Source organism: Flavobacterium eburneipallidum, assembly GCF_027111355.2.
Taxonomy (GTDB): Bacteria; Bacteroidota; Bacteroidia; order Flavobacteriales; family Flavobacteriaceae; genus Flavobacterium; species Flavobacterium eburneipallidum.
The window spans coordinates 3,684,441-3,709,445 of record NZ_CP114291.2; the positions used below are offsets into that span (position 1 = coordinate 3,684,441).

General features: G+C 34.4%; 21 protein-coding genes. 14 read left to right on the forward strand and 7 right to left on the reverse strand.

Translation table 11 applies throughout. The annotated features are described in order from the left end of the window. Positions 1-86 precede the first annotated feature (86 nt). Positions 87-2,723 (reverse strand): alanine--tRNA ligase, encoded by a 2,637-nt coding sequence (gene alaS / locus OZP15_RS15560; protein WP_281336581.1) that lies wholly within the window; start codon positions 2,721-2,723, stop codon positions 87-89. A 221-nt stretch (positions 2,724-2,944) separates the two neighbouring features. Between alaS and OZP15_RS15565 the strand changes: the two genes are divergently transcribed. The 10 genes from OZP15_RS15565 to OZP15_RS15610 all read left to right on the forward strand — a co-directional run bounded on the left by OZP15_RS15565 (position 2,945) and on the right by OZP15_RS15610 (position 12,259). Further along, positions 2,945-3,922, forward strand: coding sequence for a M23 family metallopeptidase (locus OZP15_RS15565; RefSeq protein ID WP_281336582.1), 978 nt, complete (start codon positions 2,945-2,947; stop codon positions 3,920-3,922). A gap of 63 nt (positions 3,923-3,985) precedes the next feature. Then, a complete protein-coding gene (locus OZP15_RS15570; RefSeq protein ID WP_281336583.1) occupies positions 3,986-4,318 on the forward strand; it encodes a MerR family transcriptional regulator in 333 nt (110 codons plus the stop codon). A 48-nt stretch (positions 4,319-4,366) separates the two neighbouring features. Next, entirely contained in the window at positions 4,367-4,954 is a 588-nt protein-coding gene (locus OZP15_RS15575) for a LemA family protein (RefSeq protein WP_269226351.1), read from the forward strand. Between the two features lie 12 nt (positions 4,955-4,966). Further along, positions 4,967-5,404, forward strand: coding sequence for a TPM domain-containing protein (locus tag OZP15_RS15580; protein ID WP_269226352.1), 438 nt, complete (start codon positions 4,967-4,969; stop codon positions 5,402-5,404). After that, on the forward strand, positions 5,404-6,240 hold the full coding sequence (locus OZP15_RS15585; RefSeq protein ID WP_269226353.1) for a TPM domain-containing protein: 837 nt from the start codon (positions 5,404-5,406) through the stop codon (positions 6,238-6,240). The genes OZP15_RS15580 and OZP15_RS15585 overlap by 1 nt, the downstream gene beginning before the upstream one ends. 84 nt (positions 6,241-6,324) lie before the next feature. After that, a complete protein-coding gene (locus tag OZP15_RS15590) occupies positions 6,325-6,738 on the forward strand; it encodes an RrF2 family transcriptional regulator (RefSeq protein WP_269226354.1) in 414 nt (137 codons plus the stop codon). Between the two features lie 238 nt (positions 6,739-6,976). Further along, positions 6,977-9,571 carry a TonB-dependent receptor gene (locus tag OZP15_RS15595; RefSeq protein WP_281336584.1) on the forward strand — a complete coding sequence of 865 codons (2,595 nt, stop codon included), beginning with the start codon at positions 6,977-6,979 and terminating at the stop codon, positions 9,569-9,571. Between the two features lie 82 nt (positions 9,572-9,653). Further along, the gene (locus tag OZP15_RS15600; RefSeq protein ID WP_269226357.1) at positions 9,654-10,193 is read left to right on the forward strand and encodes a hypothetical protein; all 540 of its coding nucleotides are present in this window, start codon (positions 9,654-9,656) and stop codon (positions 10,191-10,193) included. An 18-nt stretch (positions 10,194-10,211) separates the two neighbouring features. Beyond that, positions 10,212-11,390: a chromate transporter gene (locus OZP15_RS15605; protein WP_281336585.1), complete on the forward strand. Its 1,179-nt coding sequence runs from the start codon at positions 10,212-10,214 to the stop codon at positions 11,388-11,390. Between the two features lie 125 nt (positions 11,391-11,515). Continuing rightward, positions 11,516-12,259 (forward strand): DUF2490 domain-containing protein, encoded by a 744-nt coding sequence (locus OZP15_RS15610; RefSeq protein WP_281336586.1) that lies wholly within the window; start codon positions 11,516-11,518, stop codon positions 12,257-12,259. A 56-nt stretch (positions 12,260-12,315) separates the two neighbouring features. Here the strand turns inward: OZP15_RS15610 and OZP15_RS15615 are convergent, their stop codons facing one another. The 3 genes from OZP15_RS15615 to OZP15_RS15625 all read right to left on the reverse strand — a co-directional run bounded on the left by OZP15_RS15615 (position 12,316) and on the right by OZP15_RS15625 (position 17,607). Next, the gene (locus tag OZP15_RS15615) at positions 12,316-12,771 is read right to left on the reverse strand and encodes a DUF4890 domain-containing protein (protein ID WP_269226361.1); all 456 of its coding nucleotides are present in this window, start codon (positions 12,769-12,771) and stop codon (positions 12,316-12,318) included. A gap of 85 nt (positions 12,772-12,856) precedes the next feature. Further along, entirely contained in the window at positions 12,857-15,643 is a 2,787-nt protein-coding gene (locus OZP15_RS15620) for an outer membrane beta-barrel protein (protein WP_281336587.1), read from the reverse strand. A gap of 149 nt (positions 15,644-15,792) precedes the next feature. After that, on the reverse strand, positions 15,793-17,607 hold the full coding sequence (locus tag OZP15_RS15625; protein WP_281336588.1) for a hypothetical protein: 1,815 nt from the start codon (positions 17,605-17,607) through the stop codon (positions 15,793-15,795). A gap of 240 nt (positions 17,608-17,847) precedes the next feature. On the opposite strand from OZP15_RS15625, the gene nadA reads away from it, so the two are divergent. The 4 genes from nadA (at position 17,848) to OZP15_RS15645 (ending at position 21,803) form a co-directional block, all read left to right on the forward strand. Further along, on the forward strand, positions 17,848-18,777 hold the full coding sequence (gene nadA, locus OZP15_RS15630) for a quinolinate synthase NadA (protein WP_269226366.1): 930 nt from the start codon (positions 17,848-17,850) through the stop codon (positions 18,775-18,777). Beyond that, complete coding sequence (nadB, locus tag OZP15_RS15635) at positions 18,777-20,297, forward strand: L-aspartate oxidase (RefSeq protein WP_269226367.1); 1,521 nt, start codon at positions 18,777-18,779, stop codon at positions 20,295-20,297. Before nadA ends, nadB begins: the two co-directional genes overlap by 1 nt. Before the next feature lie 58 nt (positions 20,298-20,355). Continuing rightward, the gene (locus tag OZP15_RS15640) at positions 20,356-21,075 is read left to right on the forward strand and encodes a hypothetical protein (protein ID WP_281336589.1); all 720 of its coding nucleotides are present in this window, start codon (positions 20,356-20,358) and stop codon (positions 21,073-21,075) included. A gap of 263 nt (positions 21,076-21,338) precedes the next feature. Next, positions 21,339-21,803 (forward strand): DUF4890 domain-containing protein, encoded by a 465-nt coding sequence (locus tag OZP15_RS15645; protein WP_269226370.1) that lies wholly within the window; start codon positions 21,339-21,341, stop codon positions 21,801-21,803. A gap of 112 nt (positions 21,804-21,915) precedes the next feature. Here the strand turns inward: OZP15_RS15645 and hemL are convergent, their stop codons facing one another. Genes hemL through OZP15_RS15660 form a run of 3 tightly spaced genes read right to left on the reverse strand, consistent with a single transcriptional unit; the run spans position 21,916 to position 24,919 of the window. After that, on the reverse strand, positions 21,916-23,202 hold the full coding sequence (hemL, locus tag OZP15_RS15650) for a glutamate-1-semialdehyde 2,1-aminomutase (RefSeq protein WP_281336590.1): 1,287 nt from the start codon (positions 23,200-23,202) through the stop codon (positions 21,916-21,918). A 36-nt stretch (positions 23,203-23,238) separates the two neighbouring features. Continuing rightward, positions 23,239-24,021 carry a glucosaminidase domain-containing protein gene (locus OZP15_RS15655; protein WP_269226372.1) on the reverse strand — a complete coding sequence of 261 codons (783 nt, stop codon included), beginning with the start codon at positions 24,019-24,021 and terminating at the stop codon, positions 23,239-23,241. Continuing rightward, a complete protein-coding gene (locus tag OZP15_RS15660) occupies positions 24,014-24,919 on the reverse strand; it encodes a 1-aminocyclopropane-1-carboxylate deaminase/D-cysteine desulfhydrase (protein WP_269226373.1) in 906 nt (301 codons plus the stop codon). Before OZP15_RS15660 ends, OZP15_RS15655 begins: the two co-directional genes overlap by 8 nt. Between the last annotated feature and the right edge of the window lie 86 nt (positions 24,920-25,005).

The following is a 25,005-nucleotide window of genomic DNA, read 5'->3' on the forward strand; positions in this document are numbered from 1 at the left end:
GAAACCAAATAATAAGACTTATGTCCATCAAAAAAGGGTTTAACTAAAGTTAAACCCTTTTTTTGTACTCTTTTGTGAAATAAAATTTACTTCACAAAATCAATAGCTTTTGCTAAAGCCTCTTTGATTCCTGAAACATTTTTCCCTTTTCCAGAGGCAAAAAACGGTTGCCCTCCACCATTTCCGTCGATGTACTTACTTAATTCTCTGATGACATTTCCAGCATTTAAAGATTTTTCTGCTACTAATTCTTTTGAAATATAGCAGTGAATATTAGGCGCATTATCTTCAACAGAAGCTAAAAACACAAATGAATTTGGTTTTGAAGTTCCAATAGCTTGCGCTAAATCTTTAGTCGAACTCATTGACAAATCTACTTGTTTTGCTAAAAAGTTTATTCCGTTTATTTCTTGGAAATCAGTAGCTAAAGTATTCTTCAATCCGTCGATTTTTTCTTTTACTAATTGCTCAATTTGTTTTTTCAACTTGGCATTATCATCTTGTAAAGTTGCAACCGATTTCAAAATATCTTGAGGATTTTTCAACGTTTCTTTGATTTCTGCCAAAGTGCTTTCTTGATTTTTGTAAAAATCTTTCACGGCATTACCAGTAATCGCTTCAATACGACGAATTCCTGCTGCAACTGCACCTTCTGAAATGATTTTGAAATGCCAAATATCAGCAGTGTTTTTTACGTGAATTCCACCGCAAAGCTCTTTGCTTTCGCCAAATTCAATCATTCGAACACTGTCGCCATATTTTTCACCAAACAAAGCCATTGCGCCCTTATCCAACGCTTCTTGAATTGGAATATTTCTATGTTCTTGTAATTGCAATTGTGCTTCAATTTGTGAATTTACACTTGCTTCAACCTGACGTAATTCTTCGTCAGAAACTTTAGCAAAATGTGAAAAGTCAAAACGCAAGTAATTTGGATTTACTAACGACCCTTTTTGCTCAACATGTGTTCCAAGAATATTTCTCAAAGCCAAATGCATCAAATGTGTAGCCGAGTGATTTTTAGAAGTTGACGTTCTTAAATCAGTATTTACTTTGGCAATAAAACCAGCTTCAATATTTTCTGGAAGTTGTTTGGCAAAATGCAAAATCAGATTATTTTCTTTTTTTGTATCAATAATATCAATCGTTTCGTTAGCAGAAACTAATGTTCCTTTGTCACCAACTTGTCCTCCACCTTCTGGATAAAACGGTGTGTTGTCTAAAACGATTTGGTATAAAATCCCATCTTTTTTAGAATCTACTTTACGAATTCTGGTGATTTTTACATCATTTTCAGTTTGGTCATAACCCACGAATGTTTCTACATTTCCTGAAATCAAAACCGACCAATCTTCAGTTGAAACTTCTGATGCTGCACGAGAACGTGCTTTTTGTTTTTGTAATTCAGCTTCAAAATCTGATTCGTTATATGAAAATCCTTTTTCTTTTAAAATTAAAGCCGTCAAATCTTTTGGAAAACCAAATGTATCGTATAATTCAAAAACTTTTGCGCCTGAAACTTCTTTTCCACTAGTCTCTACAACAACTTTATCTAACAATTGTAAACCTTGATCTAAAGTTCTTAAAAATGAAGCTTCTTCTTCACGAATTACGTTGGTAACCAATTGTTGTTGCGATTTGATTTCTGGAAAAAATTCGCCCATTTGATTGGCTAAAACTTCTACCAATTTATTGATAAAAGGTTCTTTGGTATTCAAAAATGTAAATCCGTAACGAATGGCACGACGCAAAATTCTACGAATTACATAACCCGCACCAGTGTTAGATGGTAATTGCCCATCAGCAATGGCAAACGCAACGGCACGAACGTGATCCACAACAACACGAATAGCAATGTTCGTTTTATTTTGTTCTTCTGAAATGTTCTTTACTTCGTTTGAAGTGTATTTTAATCCTGTAATCTGTTCCACTTTTTCGATAAGTGGCGTAAAAACATCGGTATCGTAATTGGAAGTAACATTTTGCATTGCCATACACAAACGCTCAAATCCCATTCCGGTATCTACATGTTGCGCTGGTAATTTTTCTAGCGAACCGTCCGCTTTACGGTTGAATTCCATGAAAACGTTGTTCCAAATTTCCACTACTTGCGGATGATCGGCATTGACTAAACTTCTTCCTGAAACTGCATTTCTTTCAGCATCTGTTCTCAAATCAATATGAATTTCAGAACAAGGTCCACACGGTCCTTGATCGCCCATTTCCCAAAAGTTATCTTTTTTATTTCCAAGAATAATTCGATCTTCAGACACAAATTGTTTCCAAATATCAAAAGCTTCCTGATCAAACGGAACATTTTCGGCTTCATTTCCTTCAAAAACAGAAACATACAAACGGTCTTTGTCTAATTTTAAAACATCAGTAAGAAACTCCCAAGCCCAAGGAATTGCTTCTTTTTTGAAATAGTCACCAAATGACCAGTTTCCTAACATTTCGAACATCGTATGATGATAGGTATCAAAACCAACATCTTCTAAATCATTGTGTTTTCCTGAAACACGAAGACATTTTTGCGTATCGGTAATACGTTTGCTTTTAGGAGTTCCGTTTCCTAAAAAGTATTCTTTAAATTGTGCCATTCCCGAGTTGTTAAACATCAAGGTTGGATCGTCTTTTAACACAATTGGCGCTGACGGAACAATTAAATGCCCTTTTGATTCAAAGAATTTGAGGTATGCTTTACGAATGTCTTGTGATTTCATTTTTATTATTTAATCGGTTATTTGTTGATTTGTTTAATCGATTGATTTCGAATTAACGAATAACCAAATCGACGAATCAACTTTTTACCTTTGATAGCAATGAATGCTGTAAAAGGGACATTAAAATATTTATTATTGAAAAAAAGATTGAACAAATGAAACATTTACTAAATTTGTTCGACTAACTTTTTTTGAGCTGCAAAAATAGGGTATTTTAAAATATGGCGAAAGTAAAATATTATTACGATTCCGAAAATCTAGCCTATCGAAAGATAATAACAAAAAAGAGAAAAAAATTCGGCGTTTTGATGTTATTTTTACTGGCTTCGGCATTGTTTGGTTTTTTAAGTTTTATCGCTTTATTGAATACTCCTTATTTTGAAACTCCAAAAAACATCAAACAAGCTCGAGAAATTGAAAACTTGAAGTTGAATTATGCCATTTTGAACAAAAAAATGGATCAGATTGATGCAGTAATTTCCGCCATTGAAGATCGGGATAATAATTTATACCGCGTTTATTTTAATGCAAATGGAATTCCGATGGAAGAAAGAAAAGCGGGATTTAATGATAAAAACAGATATGCAAAATTAGAAGGATACGACAATTCACAACTGGTGACCAATACCACAAAAAGAATTGATGTGTTACAAAAGGAAGTCGCTATTCAGTCGAAATCATTAGATGCCATTTTGAAATTGGCTGGAAATAAAGACAAATTATTGGCAGCGATTCCAGCGATTCAGCCAGTAAAGAATGAAAACTTAAAAAGAATGGTTTCTGGTTTTGGATACAGAACTGACCCATTTACCAAGGCTAGAAAAATGCACGAAGGAATGGATTTTACCGCCAAAACAGGAACTCCAATTTATGCCACAGGCGACGGAGTCGTTGAAAAAGCAGATAACACGGCTTCTGGATACGGAAATCATATTGTGATCCGACACGGTTTTGGCTATGAAACTTTATACGGACATTTGAGCAAATACAAATGTCGTGCTGGACAACGAGTAAAACGTGGCGATATAATAGGGTATGTAGGAAGTACAGGAAGATCAGAAGGACCGCATTTGCATTATGAAGTGCACAAAAATGGTAAAGTCGTGAATCCATTGAATTTTTATTACGGAAATATTTCAGCGGTAGAATATATTGCGATTGCACAAGCGGCGAATCAGGAGAATCAATCGTTTGATTAACGATTTCAGATTGCTGACTTTAGATTTTAGATTTCAAAAGAATAAACATCATAAGATTAAAATATGCACATAGAATTATCTAAAGACAAAAGATATTACAGCATTGGCGAAGTAGCCAAAGCTTTTGATGTAAACGCATCGCTTATCCGATTTTGGGATAGTGAATTTGATATTCTTAAACCGAAAAAAAACGCCAAAGGAAACAGAATGTTCACACCCGAAGATGTCAAAAACTTGCAATTGATTTATCATTTGGTCAAAGAAAGAGGATTTACACTCGAAGGTGCCAGAACGCATTTGAAAGAAGGACAAAAGAAAACGTTGGATAAATTTGATATTGTTAGTAAATTGGAAGCTATAAAAGTACAATTGACTAATATTAAGAATGAACTTTAAATTTTATAAAAACACAAACTTAAATACTAAACTTTAAATTAAACAAAAATGGATTTTAAAAGATTTTTACCTTGGATTATTGGAATTGGATTAGTAATAATAATTGCTTTTTGGGCAATGGGAATTATGAATACAGGTTTGCAAAAAGACCAAGCCGTTAATAAGGAATGGGGTAATGTAAATACCGCTTATCAAAGAAGAAATGACCTTATCGGAAATTTAGTGAACACTGTTAAAGGTGCTGCCGATTTCGAAAAGAGTACATTAACCGCAGTAATTGAAGCTAGAGCAAAAGCAACATCGGTAACTATCGATCCTGCTAATGTTACTCCAGAACAATTAGCTGCGTTTAATTCTGCACAATCAGGAGTTTCTTCTTCATTGTCAAGATTATTAGTTAGCGTAGAGCAATATCCTACTTTGAAAGCAAATGAAAACTTCTTGAAATTACAAGACGAATTAGCTAGTACAGAAAATCAGATTCTTACTTCAAGAACTCGTTTTAACGAATCCGTTCAAGATTATAATGGTTATGTATTAGCAATGCCACAAAGTATCTTTTTAGGCAAGTACAAAGAAAAACCATATTTTCAAGCGGTTCAAGGTGCTGAAAAACCTGTTGAAGTAAAATTCTAATTCAAAAAACTAATGTCAAAAGTTGAAGATTTTTTAACCAAAGAAGAAGAACAAGCGATTGTTGAAGCTATTCGTATGGCTGAAAAAGAAACTTCTGGCGAGATTAGAGTCCATATAGAAAAAACGACTTCCAAAGTTCCTTATGACAGGGCTTTGGAAGTTTTTCACGATTTGGGTATGGATGCTACCGAACTGCAAAATGGCGTTTTGATCTACGTAGCTGTCGAAGATCATAATTTTGTGATTTGTGGAGACAAAGGCATTAATGATGTTGTTCCTGATGATTTTTGGGATTGCACCAAAGATGTCATGGCAAATCAATTCAAAACAGGAAACTTCAAACAAGGATTGATTGACGGCATTACTAGAGCTGGCGAACAATTGCAAAAATACTTTCCGTATCACGAAGACGACACGAATGAATTATCAAACGAAATATCTAAAGGATAATGGAAATAAGTCAGAAGTTAGAAGTTAGAAGTCAGAAGTCGAAAATTGAAAAAGGAATCAACTTATTTTTTTATTTTTTTATACTCTTTTACAGCAGTTTTCTATTTGCCCAATTTACTATTCCTGAAAAACCAAGTTTCCAAACTTCGGTTTATGATTATGCCAAGGTTTTAAGTGCCGATGAAAAAACGCAATTAGAAGAAAAACTCATTCGTTATTCTGATTCTACCTCAACTCAAATTGTAGTGATCACTATCGAAAGTTTGAAAGGCGAAGATATTGGAATTTTGACGCCAAAATGGGGACAAACATGGGGAATTGGTGGAAGCAAAGAAAATGACAATGGGGTCGTTATATTATTAGCAAAAGCAGAAAGAAAAATTTGGATTTCGCCTGGCTATGGCCTTGAAGACAAATTGACAGCTGGAATTGGCGGAGAAATTACAAGAAATATTATCATTCCAGAATTTAAAGCAGGCAGTTATTACAGAGGATTAGACAAAGGTGCCGATGCTCTTTTTGATGTTTTTAAAGGCAAATACAAAGGCGAACGAAAAACCAAGGGAAAAGATTTTCCCATTATCCCTCTAATTATAATCATTATAATTATCATTGCATTAGCATCAAGAAACAAAGGTGGTGGTAGTGGCAATTCAGGAAATTCAGGTGGCGGTGGACCAAGTTTGCTAGATGTCATTATTTTGAGTAATTTAGGTCGTGGTGGATTTGGAGGTGGTTCTGGTGGTTTCGGCGGTGGTTCGTCAGGCGGAGGCGGATTCGGTGGTGGATTTGGCGGAGGCGGTTTCTCTGGTGGAGGTTCTGGTGGAAGTTGGTAGAATTTAGTAATCAGTGTTCAGTTTTTAGTATTCAATTTACAGCATTCTAAAAATAGTTTATAATGTTCAAAAAATCATAGTTTTATGTTATCACACAAAGCAAAATATGCCCTTAAGGCTTTATTATATCTAGCAGAGCAAGAGGAAGGTCACATTTCTAGAACGATAGAAATTGCTGATGGCGCTAATATTCCCAAAAAGTTTTTAGAACAAATTCTATTGGATCTAAAACGAGGTCATTTTGTAAGCAGTAAGCAAGGAAAATTGGGCGGATATTATTTGATAAAGTCAAAAAACGAAATTACTTTGGCAGATATCCACCGATTATTTGATGGAGCTATTGCGCTTTTGCCTTGTGCTTCTTTGAATTTTTACGAAGCTTGTAGCGACTGTAAAACCGAGGAAGAATGCAGTTTAAGACACGGTTTGTTGATTATTCGCAACGAAACTTTAAAAGCCATGCAAGGCATTACAATAGCTTCATTAGTAAAAAAATAAAAAAATATTTTTTAAATACTACTAGTTTTATAGAATTAATTATATATTTGCACCATAATTAATAATGCAAATCTAAAAGTATGAAAAAGTATTCAAGTCAGTTCGTTTTCTCAAAAGAGCGATACCAAAAAAATGTACTAAAGAAAAAAAGAAACAAGAACAACCAAATGATGTGTATGTGATAGTATTAAAAAAAATTTAATTAAAACTCTACTAATCACATATAATTTATATAAAAATGAAAACGATTTATACAAAAACAATTTATAGTTTATTCTTTCTTTTATTATTTTCGGCAACTTATGCACAAAGCGTTTTAGAAGGATCATTAAAAAATGATCAAAATACGCCTATCGAAGGTGTAAACGTTGTCCTAAAAGGTACAACTACAAATACAACTACTGATGCCAATGGTAAATTTACCATAGATACAAAAGAGTTACCCTACTCTATTATTTTTCAATATGATGGTTTCAAAACCAAGGAAATTGAAATCAAAAAAGCACCAACAGGACCTTTAGAAATCATTCTACTAGATGATGTTGAAAATGTTTTAACAGAAGTAGTAGTAAGTTCTAGACGCAGAATCGAAAAAATACAAGATATTCCGATTGCAGTGTCTGTAGTAACTGGTAAACAAGCCGAACAAGCTGGTGCTTTTAATGTAAACCGAATCAAAGAGATTGTACCCTCTGTACAATTGTATTCATCTAACCCAAGAAATACAGGAATCAACATTCGTGGACTAGGCTCTCCGTATGGTTTGACCAATGATGGTATTGATCCAGGAGTAGGCTTTTATGTTGATGGTGTATATTATTCTCGTCCAGCAGCTACAACTTTAGATTTTATTGATGTAGAAAGAATTGAAGTATTACGTGGACCACAAGGATCTTTGTTTGGAAAAAATACTACTTCGGGTGCATTCAATATCACTTCAAGAAAACCAAGTTTCAAATCTGGTGCTGATTTCGAATTAAGCTACGGAAACTATGGCTATCTACAAGCCAAGGCATCAGTCACAGGAGCTTTGAGTCAAAAAATAGCTGGTCGCTTGTCTTTCTCAGGCACACAACGTGATGGATTAATTGAAAATGTTGCTACAGGAAAACCAACTAACACATTGAACAATCAAGGATTTAGAGGACAATTGCTTTTTACACCAACTGAAAACACCAATATCACATTGGCAGCCGATTTGACAACACAACGTCCTGATGGATATGCACAAGTTGTTGCTGGAGTTGCCCCTACAAAAAGAGCTGCTTATCGCCAATTTGATGCTATTATAGCCGATTTGAATTACCAACTTCCAAGCAGAAATGCTTTTGACCGTAAAATTGATCAAGACACTCCATGGCGTTCAGGACAAGATTTAGGTGGAGCTTCTCTTAACATTGACACTAAAATTGGCAACGGAACACTTACCTCGACTTCTGCATGGAGATTTTGGAATTGGGATCCATCAAACGATAGAGACTTTACAGGATTACAAGTATTAGCTAAATCTCAAAATCCTGCCAGACATACTCAAATTACTCAAGAAATTCGCTATGCTGGAAAAATTTCATCAAAATTAAGCGGTGTGGCTGGAGTGTTTTTTATAGATCAAACAGTAAAAGTGAGAGGAACAGAAGAATCAGGTAATGCACAATGGAGATTTTCACAATCACCTGTAAATTATACTCCTGCTGGTGGTGTATCTACACCAGTACCTTTAGCAAGATGGCAAGAACCAGGACTTTTAGAAGGATATGGCATAAGAACTAATGCTCAAATACATTCTACAAGTGCGGCTGTATTTGGTCAATTAGACTGGGAAATTACAAATCGCTTGCATGTACTCCCTGGTTTAAGATTCAATTACGACAACAAAGAGGCAGAATACGATCGTCAAACTTATGGTGGATTACAAACTACAGACCCTCAATTATTAGCAATCAAAAGAGCAGTTTATACCAATCAATCTTTTGAAGCAAGTGAAGACAAAACAGACTTTTCTGGAAACATTACCATAACTTACAAAGCTTCTGACAAAATCAATGCGTATGCGACTTATGCCAAAAGTTATAAACCAATTGGTGTGAATGTTGCAGGACTTCCTACTCCTGCAGCGGGACAAACTCTAGCTGATCTTGCAGTAATTAAACCTGAAGATGTAAATCATTATGAGTTTGGAGTAAAAACCTCCCCTTTCAAAAATTCAATATTGAACTTGACATTCTTTAATACAGACATCAAAGACTTTCAAACCAACGTTCAAGCTGCTGAATTAGGTGTAAACCGTGGATACCTTGCTAATGCTGACAAAGTACGTGTAAGAGGAGCTGAATTAGATGCCAGTTTTATTATCAACAAGCACTTTAGCCTTAATGCTGCTGTAACTTACAGTGATGGGAAATATGTTAAATTCACTAATGCTCCACTACCACTGGAAGAAACAGGATCTTCGGTATCTTTTAAAGATGTTTCTGGATCTGATTTACCTGGTGTTTCAAAATGGGCAGGAAGTTTAGGAGGCGAATATACTAAAGACGCTAAATTCTTCGGAAATATTGGTAAATTTTTCGTAGCCATTGATTCTTATGCTCGTTCCCAATTTTCATCAAGCCCTTCTGCTTCTACTTATTTAGTAGTTCCAGGTTATGCAATCTTTAATGGACGTTTAGGATTTAGAGTTGCTAATGGTTTATCAGCATACGTTTGGGGACGCAACCTTTTAGACAAAGATTACTATGAACAATTACTGCCTGCCGGAGGAAATGCTGGACACTATGCTGGAGTATTAGGTGATCAAAGAACTTATGGAGTTACATTAAAATATGCTTTGTAAGACTTAATAGTTCTATTATCTTTATGCCGTCGTAATTGTGTTTACATTTTACGACGGTTTTTTTTAAATTTAAAAATAGTGCATGAAAAAAAATTACTCTTTAAATACAAAACTAAAATTTATAGCAACTGCGATTGTACTTTTTTCAGGATTCACATCCTCAAAACTACATGCTCAAAACGAAGTAACAACTTTTCCAAAAATAAAAGTTGCTGTTGGTGTAGTACATCCATTAGTAACTTTCACATCCGAGGAAACGACTACTAATTTTAAAGACCATTACACCGTAGGAATGCCTATTGCTATCAATGTTTGGAAAAACAAAAGTATTGGATTTTCATTCGAAATAGTTCCAACGATAAGAAGCGACAAGGAAATCAGTAAAGTAAATAGCGTTTTAATTCATCCTGGAATACTTGTCAAATTAAAACACGAATTCACTTTTGCAGGAAGACTTGCTTTTGAAACTTCTGGTCGATATGGATTTACGCCCGTTATAAGCAAAGCCATTGGCATTCACAAAGACTATAATTATTATGTATCAGTCCCTGTGCCTGTTCGATTTGGAAACGATAAACCCGCTTCGGCAACACTTGGACTTCAATTTGGAATCACGTTTTAATATATTCACACCAAACATATGTCTGAAATCATAAAAACTCAACCTACCTATACTTTACTCGAACTCTCCAAATATTTTCTAAAACTAGGCACAACTGGTTTTGGAGGCCCCGTGGCATTAGTGGGTTATATGCAACGAGATTTGGTTGAAGACAAAAAATGGATTAACGAGTCCGATTTCAAAGAAGGATTAGCTCTTTCGCAATTAGCGCCTGGTCCTTTGGCAGCGCAATTGGGAATCTACATGGGATTTGTTCATTATGGTGTTTTAGGAGCAACCTTGTCTGGATTGGCTTTTGTGATTCCTTCTTTTATAATGGTCGTTTTACTAGGAATAGCGTATCAAGCCTATGGTGGTTTGCCTTGGATGCAAGCAATTTTCTACGGAATAAGTGCCGCTGTAATTGGCATCATTGTTTTAAGTTCTTATAAATTAACTTCCAAATCAATCAGTAAATTTGAGATTCATGCCATCAAGAACAATTGGTTGCTTTGGTTGTTTTACATTGCAGCTACATTACTTACAGCAATAACTCAAAAAGAAGAATTACTGTTATTTATTGTTTTGGGCTTTATTTATATGATTGTAAAAGCACCGCCCGAATGGATAAAAAAACCTAAAACGGCCTCTTTTTTTCTACTAACTACCGCTGGATTTTCAACTATCGAATTGGGGAAATTAGGCGAATTGGCTTGGTTTTTCGTCAAAGCGGGTGCCTTTGTTTTTGGAAGCGGACTAGCCATTGTTCCTTTCTTGCACGCTGGAGTAGTCAACGAACACGGATGGCTAACCGAAAATCAATTTGTAGATGCTGTAGCTGTAGCTATGATAACGCCTGGACCAGTTGTAATTACTGTAGGATTTATTGGTTATTTAGTAGCAGGTTTTACAGGGGCTTGCATCGCTGCTTTGGCTACCTTTTTGCCTTGTTACTTGTTTACCGTTCTACCTGCTCCATACTTCAAAAAAATTTCGAAAAACAAAAGTATCAAAGCATTTGTGGACGGAATAACCGCTGGTGTGATTGGAGCTTTGGTTGGTGCCGTAATTGTAATCGCTATTCGAACAATTGTCGATATTCCGACTGCATTAATCGCCATAGGAACCGTGTTGACTTTGATTTATGTCAAAAAAATACAAGAACCGCATATTATTGGTATTGCTGCACTGTTGGGTGTTTTGATTAAATTGTTCTAATTCTATGAAGACTATTTTTTATTCAAAATCACAAATCAATTTTAAAACAGATTTAAAAACCGTTTCATTTTTCTATAAATCTACTCTCATTTGTATATATTCGCAGCCTGAATGATACAAAACAGATGAAAATTTTTAGATTAACGTTCTTTTTAGTCCTTATAAGCCAACTTGCATTGGCTCAAACCAAAAGAAATATTGACCACCAATCCTTGACATGGATTCGTTATTACAACATTTTGCCCTTAACCGAAAAATGGGCACTGCATTCTGAAATTGACAATCGGAATTTTATCGATCCTATTTGTCAAAATGTTTTTGTATTAAGAGTCCAAGGTCGATACCGAGCAAATAAGAACATAGATTTAGGTGGCGGATTTGCTTATTTTAATGCCAATACTCAAAACCCTAATAACAATCCTGATTATTCAGTTCCAGAATATAGACTGCAACAGGATGTTACTTTGATAAATGATATTGCCAAAATCACTTTTCATAATCGATTTCAAGTAGAGGAGCGATTTATTCAAAAAGCCAATGCAACAGAATTACTAGACGATTACTCTTATGCTTGGCGATTTAGATATCGATTGCAAGCTACTTTTACCCTTTGGGAAAAAGAAAAACAAAGCTTAAAAGGAAGTATTTCTGACGAAGTGATGTTTAATCTTGGAAAAGACAACACCAAAAACACCTTTGATCAAAACCGAATTTACGGCGCACTACGATATGCTTTTAACCCCAACATTCATTTAGAGCTAGGCTATCTCAAAAGTTTTCAAAGGCGAGCCAGTGGTATCGATTTTTATGATAGAGACATTGTCCGTTTCACGGTTTATCACAAAATTAATCGAAAAACCAAAGCATAAAAAAAGTCCCAAATACAAATTTATTTGGGACTTTTTTATTTGAATTAATTCAATTCTTACTCTTGTCTGTTTTGTCGATTCTCTCTTCCTTCTCTCATTCTTTCTCTAGCCACTTCTTCATTGGCTTTCATTTTTGTGAATTGTTCTGGGGTCAAGATAGCTTTTAATTTACTTTCGGTAGCTGTTTTTTCGGCCTCTCTTTTTGTTTTCAGTGCTTCACGTTCTTGGCTTGACATATCTTTTAGTTTTTCGCCGCCAGCCATTCTTTCGGCTCTCAAGGCTTGGTTTCTAGCGGATTGTTCAGCAAGAATGGGTTTAATTAACTCCTGTTGTTTGGCATCTAATTTCAACTCGGTTGTCATTCGATCTAGCAATGCTTTATTCCTTTGTTCTGGCGACATTCTTTCTCTTTGTTGTCCTTCTCCTCTTGGTTTTCTTTCTGGTTGATTTTCGTCTTGTGCAAAAGCTGAAATACTAACAACCAATAATGCGGCAATAATTAATTTCTTCATGATAATATGTTTTTTTTAAGTTTTTAGATAAATAAGACTGCTGTTTTTTGTAATGGTTTAATTAACAAGATATATATTTTTAAAATTAATCCATTTCCATGTTTTCTCTTCCGCCTCCTCTATTCGGACGATCTTCTCCTCCTCTACCACGTCTTTCTTTTCCACCAAAACTGCCTAACTTATAAGAAACCGAAAACATAGCGTAACGTCTCAAAACGGTATTTTCTTCATCACGAATAGAGGTTGCCGAGATCGTTCTTGTGGCACTTAAATTTTGGTTTAACACATCATACACCTTTACTTTGAAATACAATGTTTTATTTAAAACACCATAAGACAAACTGGTATTCCAGAGGTAAAAATCTTTTTTGAAATTACCCGAAAGGTTCGAATTGTAGGTGTATCCAAAATCATTACCAAAAATCCAGTTTTTAGGCCAGTAATTGGTTGCTTGAATATTGAATCGATGCACTACATTAGAGGTTGCTGCTCTTGATGAATTTTCATAATTTGTTTCATTGTAAGAAAAACTATACGACGGACTTACCGTTAATAATTCTCCATAGTCATAAGACAAATACACTCTTGGCGAAATGCCCAATGCCTTTGCATTGTAAATCACAGCATTGGTAAACCCTTTTCTAAAAGAATAATTCCCATTGATTCCTAAACCAAATCGAAACACATGCGCTTCTTTTTTGATGGTTTTATTCCAATTACCACCAGCAGAAGCCGAATAAATTCCTGAAACATTTTCATAAGTTGTTCTTCTCTTTCCAACAGTATCAATAACAGCTATTGATACCACTTCATTATTGCTGTAATCTCCTCGCATGAATAAAGTATAACCAGAGCGGGTTCTAAAATCAAAATTTCGATAATTAAGGCTTGCTGAACTCGATTCGCTAGGTCTTAAATCAGGATTTCCGGTAACGGTATTTAATGGATTAGACAAATTTACCACAGGCATTAATTGTGTTGGAGTAGGAAGACTATTAGCATAATCATACCTCAAAGTAAAAAATTTAGATCGATCCAATCTGTATCTTATTTGTGCTCTTGCGGCAGGCAAAACATATTTTCTGTTCAACTCGGTTTCTTTATTTAAGTACAAAGAATAGTTGTCATAATCGACTATAGAACTACTAGTGGTTAAATTGACTGTGAATTTATTTTTCTCGAAATTGATTCCCATTTTTGGAGTAATTGAATTTCTGCGTGAAGTAGCATAATTACTCAAAGAATCACTTAATACAGTATAATTTTCAAACGAATCAGCGTTGAATGTTTTCACATCATTTTTTTCGCTATTCCAATCGAAATCAGATCCAATTCGAATGCGTAAAGAATCGGTTATGGGTTGCGTATATTCTAAATCGGCTGAATAAGCGTTGTACGAGTTGTCGTTTACTGTATTTTGATCTCTTTCGTCAACGCTTGGATTGTCACCATAAAAATTAGTTCTAGAAATATTCAAGTTATTCGAATCACTTTTAGAATTATTATTAGTAAAAACCAAGCTAATATTTTGTGCTTTTCGAGCAAAGGCTTTGTTGAAATTAATGGTATTAGAAATACTCTGATTTTCACTTGCTCTATAAGAAGTACCTGCACTATCATTTATTAATGTTCCATCTTCATTTTCATTTTTCGTAGAACTCGAAGATGTAGATTCACTATTGGAACGACTTTGACTAACATTTGGCGTAACAACCAGTCTGGTCGTTGGATTTATTTTATACTCTAACTCAAAATTAGCTTTGTTGTTCGTATCTTCATTTCTAGTATTAGAATTGGCATTAGTAAAAATAGTTCGCGTCGGCAAGAAGCTTGTTTGATTGGATTCACTATCATTTTTGGTTACTAAATTCTTGAAATCATAACTTCCTGAAGCTTCAAGTTTTTTGCTCCATTCATCAGAATAGTTTATTCCAAACAAATTGGATTGCGTAATTCCTCTAGTATTAGCTACAGCTCGACCGCCACTATTCCTGCCTCCACTCATATTATCAAAAACTTCATCCATAGAAAAACCAGTAGCATTGATGTTATTAGACGAACCTAAAACGCTTATTTTTTGTTTTCCTTTGAAATAATTCACGATAAAACTACTTTCATAATAGTCATCGGTTCCGTAACCTGCAAGGAATTTTCCAAAATAGCCTTTATTTTTCTTTTCGTCAATCGTCAGGTTAATACTTGAATAATCTGATGTTGACTCTTGTTTAGACAATTCTTCTTTTTTAGTTTTAAAATCCGATACCTGAACTTTATTGATTATTTCAGCAGGTAAATTTTTCAACGCCATAGTTCCTTCTCTATCAAAAAAAGGCTTTCCGTTTACTAAAAACTGTGACACTTCTTTACCATTTACGGTAATTTTTCCGTCACTATCCACTTCAAAACCAGGCAATTGTTTCAATAAAACCTCTACATTAGAATCGGGACGAACCTTAAATGAAGCCGCATTGTATTCCAGTGTATCTTTTTTTATTCGAACAGGCGGAGCTTCGGAGGTTATAACCACGTCTTTCAAGGCATTCACATTTTGAAGCAAGTATATTTTTCCAAAATCTTTAGACTCAATTAGTGCATTTTGTTCCTCAACAAAAGTTTGGTATCCTAAATAATTAACCTTCAAAAAAACAGGTTTTTCATATTTTTTAGTATTGATTTTGAACTCTCCATTTTTATCTGTTGTAGCAATTTCAATTACAGTAGAATCTTTTACATTAGTAAAATAAACAGTTGCCAGTTCCAATGGTAATTGGGTATTGATGTCTAAAACTGTTCCTTTATAATTGACAACATTTTGAGCATTGGCAGAAAAAACGAAAAAGAATAGAACCAAAAAAGAATAGATTTTAGACATAATATAAATGTTATAATAACACTTAAGACGCTATAATTGAACAAAGGTTTAATTTAAAATTAAAATTTTACTAAAGTTTTCACAAATCAAACTAAAAAGGCTGTAGTAATTTGAATACCACAGCCTTTTATTATTGAATTAATTTTCTTTTATAACACTATCAATTCTGGAATCTGTATGAATAAAATACTCTCTTTGTATTCTTCTAGTTGTCGTTGCATCTTGTCAATACTTTTTTGAAAATAATTAGAATTTGAAAACAAGTTTTGATAAAAATTAATTCCTTCTAGCATATTATTTTTGAAAATATTCCATTTTTTAATTTGCCCAGCCGTTAAATCAATAGTAGTTCCTTTGATTTCATTTTTCAAATAATCAATATACATTTTCAATTCTTTGATAAACAAATTCGGACGATTACTATCCGTCATCACATTGCCATTGCCATAAATATGTTGCACCATTTCAGCCAGCGAAACTTCCTTATCGAAATAAGCCATATTAGGCCCAGGGCAAACAATCACGCCTTGCTCCTGCCCTTTAATTTTGATGTTGTTTTCTAAATAAGAAGCATTGGCAAGCCCCACACAAAGACAGGCTTTTTCGGTAATATTGAATTTCATTTTCTCGAAATTTTCTTCTGTTAACGTCTCTTTAATGGCATCTAATTCTGCTAATTTCACCTCTTGAAATTTCTTCGATGAAGTACAAATTCCTTCTGCACCAAACTCTTTGCTTAATGCCAAAAATCGTTTCGGACAAGAACTTCCCGCTTTGTTTTCGTCAATACGTTTTTGTTTAAACATTTCGTTTGTAGTGCCTCGCAAAGTATTGAATGGCACTCCCAAAGGCGAAATATGACTCAAATACAAATCCTCTTCTTTGGCATTCATCAGTAATTTTCGTGTTTCCGCATCGACCGAAGTGGCTTCAGGAACCAGTAAAAACGGCGTTCCCCAACCTACAGAATCTACTTGATAATGCGCTAACAAAAAATCATGCTCTTCCGAAGTTCCAACTCCGCCTTGAATCGTTATTTTCAAATCCAATGGCGTTGCAGGAGTGTACAATTCTTTTTGCGCCAAAGCTTTGACCATAATTTCATGAGCCGATTGAACCAATTGTTCTTTTTTTTGTTTGAATTCTTCTAAAATAGGACCCAACAAAATGCCCTCGGTAGCAAAAGCGTGTCCGCCACAATTCAATCCCGATTCTATTCGGTATTCCGAAACCCAAAGTCCTTTTTTAGCCAAAAAATTGCCTTGAATCATCGCCGAACGAAAATCACTCACTTTCAGAATAATTCTCTTTTTCAAATGGTTATTGACATCTGGAAAAAAATCTGGAAAATTTTCAAAATAAGCGAACAATCTTGGATTCATTCCGGCTGAAAGCACTACCGAAGAAGATAAATTACTATTAGCAAATCCTCGAAGTGCCGCATGAGCATCATTAAATTCTACTGGCAATTGTTCGTCTTTGATGAAATTATCTTTATCTAATTTGGTCATAATATTCACATCGATAGCACCAATAGAAAGATTATTTTCTAGATATTGTTTGATGTTGTCTTTGAATGCAATTCCGTCTTCCATCAAGTTTTCTAATCCTTTTTTGATTTCGGATTTATTGGGCAACATGGCAATATAATTGTTCAACGCCAATTTACTTTCGGCTAATTCTACTTTGAAACTTTCAAATTTTTCTTTTACAATTTTGTCCACCAAATTCAAATAAGAAGTAATCCTTTCTGCTCTGTAATCCTGCATTTTTTGAGTAATTTCTTGATAGGGAACACCGAATTTCTTACTATAAAAAACTCTCATTTTCTCGATAAGTTCATCGTCAGCAATAGAAATTACTGAAGCAATACCATATTTTGCCACTCGAATAGGACTATCAATCGTATAAGCCAATCCCATAACTGGGATATGGAAAGTATGTAACGGTTTATTTGTTGTCATTCGTAAATAATTTGGATTATAAAGGGCAAAGTTCGAAAAAGCCATTGGTATAAAACCTGATATTTATCATACACCTATAAGTAGATTTATGTGAATTTGAATCTTTTTTTTACTCCTTAAAAAAGCGAAATACCTAACTATTTTTAGATTTAATGTTTTTCAAAATAAGTGTATCTTTGTAGCTCATTATTTTTATGCAAAAAAATAGTTAAGAACAAGAATACTTAAATCGATTGAAGAATGAAAAGTCTTAAAGAACGAATACTGGAACTGAAAAAAGAAAAGAATGCGGTTATTTTGGCGCATTACTATCAGGAATCCGATATTCAGGATGTAGCAGATTATGTGGGCGATAGTTTGGGATTGTCTCAAGAAGCGACCAAAGTAGATGCTGATATTATCCTTTTTGCAGGAGTACATTTTATGGCCGAAACTGCAAAAATTTTAAACCCTTCCAAAAAAGTAATTCTTCCCGATTTGAAAGCGGGCTGTTCCCTTGCGGAATCTTGCCCTCCAGAAGATTTTAAGAAATTTACCGAAGCCCATCCAGACCATATTGTTATTACTTATGTCAACTGTTCTGCCGAAGTTAAAGCCTTAACAGATATTGTAGTAACATCTGCCAATGCCGTTAAAATTGTCAATTCTATTCCAAAAGACAAACCCATCATATTTGCTCCGGATAAAAATTTAGGCAAATATGTAATGGAACAAACCGGTAGAAAAATGTTGCTTTGGGACGGTGCTTGCGTGGTTCACGAAGCTTTTTCATTGGATAAATTAATTGCCTTATACAAACAAAATCCAGATGCTCAAATTATTGCGCATCCAGAATCTGAAACACATATCTTAAAAACCGCTAACTACATTGGCTCGACTGCCGGGATGATTGAGTATGTAAAAACCAATCCAAGCAACAAATTTATTGTAGCTACAGAAGCGGGAATTCTTCATAAAATGAAACAGGTTGTGCCTGATAAAATATTGATTCCAGCACCTTCAAACGAAGATAACACTTGTGCTTGTAGTGAATGTGGTTATATGAAAATGAACACGATGCAAAAAGTGTACGACTGTTTATTAAATGAAACTCCAGAGGTTACAGTTCCCGAAGACATCATGAAAAGAGCATTGGTTCCAATTGAAAGAATGCTTGAATTATCTAAATAATGATCCAAACCAATTACTTAATCATAGGCTCCGGAGTGGCAGGATTGACTTTTGCCGTAAAAATTGCTGACCAATTTCCAGACAAGAAAGTCACGATTGTTACCAAAGCAAACGAAAACGAATCCAATACCAGATACGCCCAAGGAGGAATTGCTATTGTAACCGATAAAATCGAGGATTCTTACCAAAAACACATCGAGGATACTTTAATTTGTGGCGATGGTTTGTGTGATGAATCCGTTGTGGAAATGGTCATTACCGAAGGTCCGAAACGATTAAAGGAATTGATTGAATGGGGAGCCAAATTTGACAAAAATACTGAAGGAACTTTGGATTTAGGCAAAGAAGGCGGACATTCTGAAAACAGAGTGGTGCATCACAAAGACCAAACAGGTCAGGAAATTCAGCGTGCCATTTTAAGTCAGGTACACCAAAAAGAAAATATCACTGTTTTAGATTATCATTTAGCGATTGATTTAATAACAGCAAATAATAAATGTTTGGGTGCTTATGTTTTAGACCAAAAAACAAAAGAAGTACTCACTTTTCAATCCGATTTCACTTTGCTAGCTACTGGCGGAATTGGGCATTTGTATGGACACACTTCCAACCCAGTAATTGCAACAGGAGACGGAATTGCAATGGCGTACAGAGCCAATGCTGTTATCAAAGAAATGGAATTTATCCAATTTCATCCCACAACTTTATACGATGCTTCTACAGGAACTTCGTTCTTAATTTCGGAAGCCGTTCGTGGTTTTGGAGCGTATTTACGTACCAAAGACGGACATCGATTTATGCCGAATTATGATTCCAGAGGTGATTTGGCTTCACGTGATATCGTTTCCCAAAGCATCGATTTGGAGCGCAAGAAAACAGGAGACGATTGCGTTTATCTTGATTGTACGCATTTGGATTTAGAAGGTTTTAAAAAACATTTTCCAATGATTTATGACCGATGCAAAAGTGTTGGAATTGATATTGCCAAAGATTGGATTCCTGTAGTTCCTGCCCAACATTATCTTTGTGGTGGAATTGTAGTCGATAAAAACGGAAAAACTTCTGTTGAAAATTTATTTGCCTGTGGCGAATGTTCCCGAACTGGATTGCACGGTGCGAATCGTCTGGCATCTAATTCACTTTTAGAAGCTTTAGTGTATTCGGATAAAATATACCATTATTTAGAGCAAAATTCTGTTGTAGCAACTCCATCCACAGCAACAGTTTCTGATTGGAAATTGACTGACAAACCTGAAATTAATTTGGATTATATTGCCAAAACAAAAGCAGAATTACAACTTTTGATGCGTCAGAATGCTGGAATTGTTCGCAATGATGCTGATTTACTGAAAGCCAATGAAAAACTTTCTGATTGGAAAAATGAAATCGCAGAAAAAATCAAAACCCACAATGTCAGTGCCGAATTGTATGAACTTCAAAATATGATTACTATTGGCAGCTTAATCGTTCAGCAATCTATCGACCGAAATGAAAATCGTGGTGGATTTGTGAAGATTTAACACAATTCTTTAGGTACAAATTGTCTATTATTTTAAAAAATCAAACTTAATTATAAATATGGATTTTTTTGAAAAAGCAATTTTTGACCTCCAAAAGCAAAGACCAATATTTCATTCTGAAGATGATTTAAAATTGGCTTTAGCTTTGAAAATCAAAGAAAATAATCCTGAATTTGAAATTCGCCTTGAAAGACCTGTAGAATTAGAAATGATTAATCGAAATGGTAAGACAACGATTGTTAGAGCTCCAATAGACATAATAATTATTGACACCATTGGTAATTTCTACCCTATCGAATTAAAATACAAAACGAGAAAAGCAAACATTTTATTTAATAAGGAAAACTATATTTTAGCAGAACACGGAGCACAAGACATTGGAAGATACAGCTTTAGAAAAGATATTTTTAGAATTGAAAATTATAAATCAAAAAAATTGAATTATAAACATGGGTACGTTTTAATTTTAACAAATGACAATGCCTATTTTGAAAAAAATGTTTTTGAAAAAGACAATTTTGATAAACATTTTTCTTTCCACAATGGTGCTATCCTTAATCGTCTTGATTCAAGCTGGAATTATAGCAAAATGGATAAAACTAAATTCATATTAAAAGAAGATAATGTTTGGTGTGACATTCAATCAAAAGAGCATTGGAGTTGTAAAAAAGATTATTTCTACAAATTAGATTTATTGAAAGATTATAAAATAACTTGGAATGACTATTCAATAATTGAGAAAATAAACTTTAAGTATTGCCTCATAAAAATAGAATAGTAAAGACAGATAACATACTTCTGTAGCTATTTACAATTAGTCAACAACTCTCTTTTTACATATTGTAAAAGCTGTTGATTAGAATTAATTACATAAACTCACATCTTACCATTACCCAATACTTTTTATTTGATTTTTCTGAAATCCCTTTAATATTTTTTTCTCATTTGAATATTATAATAGTTTCATAAAAACTTCCACAAACAATTAAACCTTTCTTATTCATCTGTGTCTTATCCACATAACTTAAAAATATAAGACCTATGAAAAAATTAATTGTATTGGCTTTATTGTTGGTTGGAACCAGCATTATAGCCCAACCGAAAAACAAAAAACACCATCCTAAAAACGAAATGGAACAATTTACTCCTGAACAAAGAAGTGAATTGATGGTCAAAAAAATGACTTTAGAATTGGATTTGAATGCTTCTCAACAAAAAGAAATCAGCACACTTCTATCTGAAAAATCAGCTAAAAGAGAAGCCCACAAAGCCGAAATGAAAGCTAGAAAAGAAAAAGGAACAAAACCAACCAGCGACGAAAAATTTGCCATGAAAAGCAAAATGTTAGACGAACAAATTGCAACTAAAAAAAGAATGCAAAAAATTCTTAACGAAAAACAATTTGAAAAATGGACTGCTTTAAAAGAAGATCACCAAAGAAATCCTAAAGATTTTAGAGGAGAAAGAAAAGGAAAACACCCGCAAAATCAAGAACGAAGAGGTTAATAATTGTTGATTATAATAAATTTTGTTAGTTAGTAAAAACTTCCGGTTTGCCACCGGAAGTTTTTTTATGACCTTAACCCAGCCCTCTCCTTTGAAGAGGGAGAAGAAATTATTAAAATGTCTTCGAAACTTTATCAATCGCCTGAATCGTAAAATCCAAGTCTTCATAAGAAAGTGCATCGGTAATAAACCAAGTTTCATAAGCCGATGGCGCAATATAAATTCCTTCGTTCAGCAATCCGTGGAAGAATTTTTTGAAGGTTTCATTATCGCCTTTGGCAGCAGATTGAAAATCAAAAACTGGAGCAGCATCAAAATGCACCGAAATCATCGAACCTACGCTGTTGATGGTAAATTCTACTTTATTCGCATTTAAAACCTTGTCGATTCCCGCAGCCAAATAAGCTGTTTTTTCTTCCAGTCTTTTGAAAATTGCTCTATCGTTATCCAATGCTTGCAACATCGCTAAACCTGCTGCCATCGCCAAAGGATTTCCAGACAAAGTTCCCGCTTGATACACTGGCCCAAGTGGTGCTAAATAATTCATGATTTCGTTTCTAGCAGCAAAAGCACCCACTGGCAAACCTCCACCAATTACTTTTCCGAAACAAACAATATCGGCTTTGATGTTGAACAATTCCTGAACTCCACCTCTTGCTAATCGGAAACCTGTCATTACCTCATCAAAAATTAGCAAAATTTCATTGTCTGTACACATTTGGCGCAAGCCTTCCAAGAATCCTTTATTGGGCGGAATACATCCCATATTTCCAGCAACTGGTTCTACGATTATGGCTGCAATTTCGTTTTTATTAGCCTCGATTAAAGCTGAAACATTCTCTAAATCATTGTATTTGGCAAGCAAAGTATCTTTGGCAGTTCCTTCTGTAACACCTGGACTATTTGGACTTCCAAAAGTAATCGCTCCACTTCCCGCTTGTATCAAAAACGAATCGGAATGACCGTGATAACAACCCGCAAATTTGATAATTTTGTCTCTTTTGGTAAATCCACGAGCCAGTCGAATGGCACTCATACAGGCTTCGGTTCCTGAATTGACGAATCTGATTTTATCGATATTGGGTACCATCGAAACGGCTAATGCAGCGATTTGCGTTTCTAATTCGGTTGGCATTCCAAAAGAAGTTCCTAGTTTAGCCTTCTCAACTACAGCATCTACAACAGGTTGAAAAGCATGACCCAAAATCATTGGACCCCAAGAATTAATATAATCTATTAATTTATTTCCGTCTTCGTCGAACAAATACGCACCTTTGGCACTTTTAACAAAAATAGGAGTTCCACCCACTGCTTTGAACGCACGAACAGGCGAATTGACACCTCCTGGAATTACTTTTTCAGCTTCGGCGAAAAGCTGACTACTTCTTTGATATATCATTTGGATTTTAGATTTATGATTTTAGAATTTAGATTGTCATTTTATCAATAAGCTTTGCCCTATTGAAATGGCATTGTCCGAAATATTGTTTTGTCGTTTTAATTCTTCGACAGAAATATTATATTTTTTAGAAATCGAATACAAGGTATCTCCTTGTTGCACAATATATTGATTAGCACTTTTGTTATTCATTACAACTGGTGTCTTTTGATTTTTGTCAAAAGTATAATTCTTTCCCAACACTTTATTATCATATTCGTAGAGATGGTAACTTTCGATATAACTAATCAATTTTTCGGGATATTTAGGATCAGTGGCATAACCCGCAGCTCTCAAACCTTTTGCCCAACCTTTGTAATCACCTTTTTTCAAATCGAATAACGAAGCATACCTTTTTCTTTTAGAAACAATATCGGCATGATCTTGATAGGATTCGTTAGGATTTTTATACTTTCTGAAACATTCTTGACTGGAATCGTCGTCGTGATACGAGGTTTCTCCTGTCCAATCAGTGTAGCATTTTATTCCGAAATGATTGTTTGCCGTAAGTGCCAACTTACTTTGACCAGCGCCAGATTCTAGAATTCCTTGTGCTAAAATAATACTAGCTGGAATTCCAAAATTTTTCATATTACTCATGGCAATATCCTTGTAACTTTCGATGTAGCGATTTACTACTTCCGAAGTCGTTAGCGTTTTTGAAGTAGATTTTGTGGTTTCGGTATTTGGTTTTCTTGACTTTGTGGTTACAATTGTCTTTTTTGAAGAACATCCTACTAAAGTTAGCATGGCAACTGTATATATTATTTTTTTATACATCGATGTTTATTGTTGGTAACTGTTTCTTTTTTAATGAAATATTCATGCCTTGAATACCTTGAATTCCGCCCGTGTGAATGAGCAAAATTTTGGAATTTTCAGGGAAATAATTATTTTGTATCAAATCTATAACGCCAAAAACCATCTTTCCTGTATAAATAGGATCCAAAGGAACTTTATTTTCGGCATAAAACTGATTGATAAAAGCGATCAACTCTGGAGTAACTTTTCCGTAACCGCCAAAATGGTAATCTGTTATTAAATTCCAGTTCTCATTTCGGACAAATTTACGAATATCTTCTTTTAAAAAGTCGCCTTTCAAGGCTGGAAAACCCAAAACTTTTTGATGCGGCAAAATACTATTTATCAATCCCGAAATAGTTCCGCCAGTTCCAACAGCACAACAAACAAAATCGAATTCGGCATCTTCTTCTGTTAAAATTTCTTCACAACCTTTTATAGCCAATTCATTTGTTCCGCCTTCTGGAACCAAATAAAAATTTCCAAATTCAGTTTTTAAATTTGTAATAAAATCAGTTTCGGTTTTGAGTCGATAGTCTTCACGACTAATGAATTTGAATTGCATTCCACAATTTTGTGCAAATTGCAAGGTTGGATTTTCTTGAATTTTAGCATTCAATTCCTCCCCACGAATAACTCCAATAGTACTGAATCCTTGTTCTTTTCCGGCAAAAGCTACAGCAGCAATATGATTGGAAAATGCGCCACCAAAAGTGAGAATTACATTTTTATTTTCGGCTTTTGCTTGAAGGAGATTGTATTTTAATTTTCGAAATTTATTGCCCGAAACAAACGGATGAATCAAGTCTTCTCTTCTTATAGAAAGAGTAACTTTATTGGTAGTTAATTGTATTTTCTGGGTTGGTGTTTGGTGCAAAACAAATAGAATTTGATACAAAGATACAATACTCTAATGATTTGATTTAGTTGTAATTTGTAGTACATGAATGCAACCTATGAAAA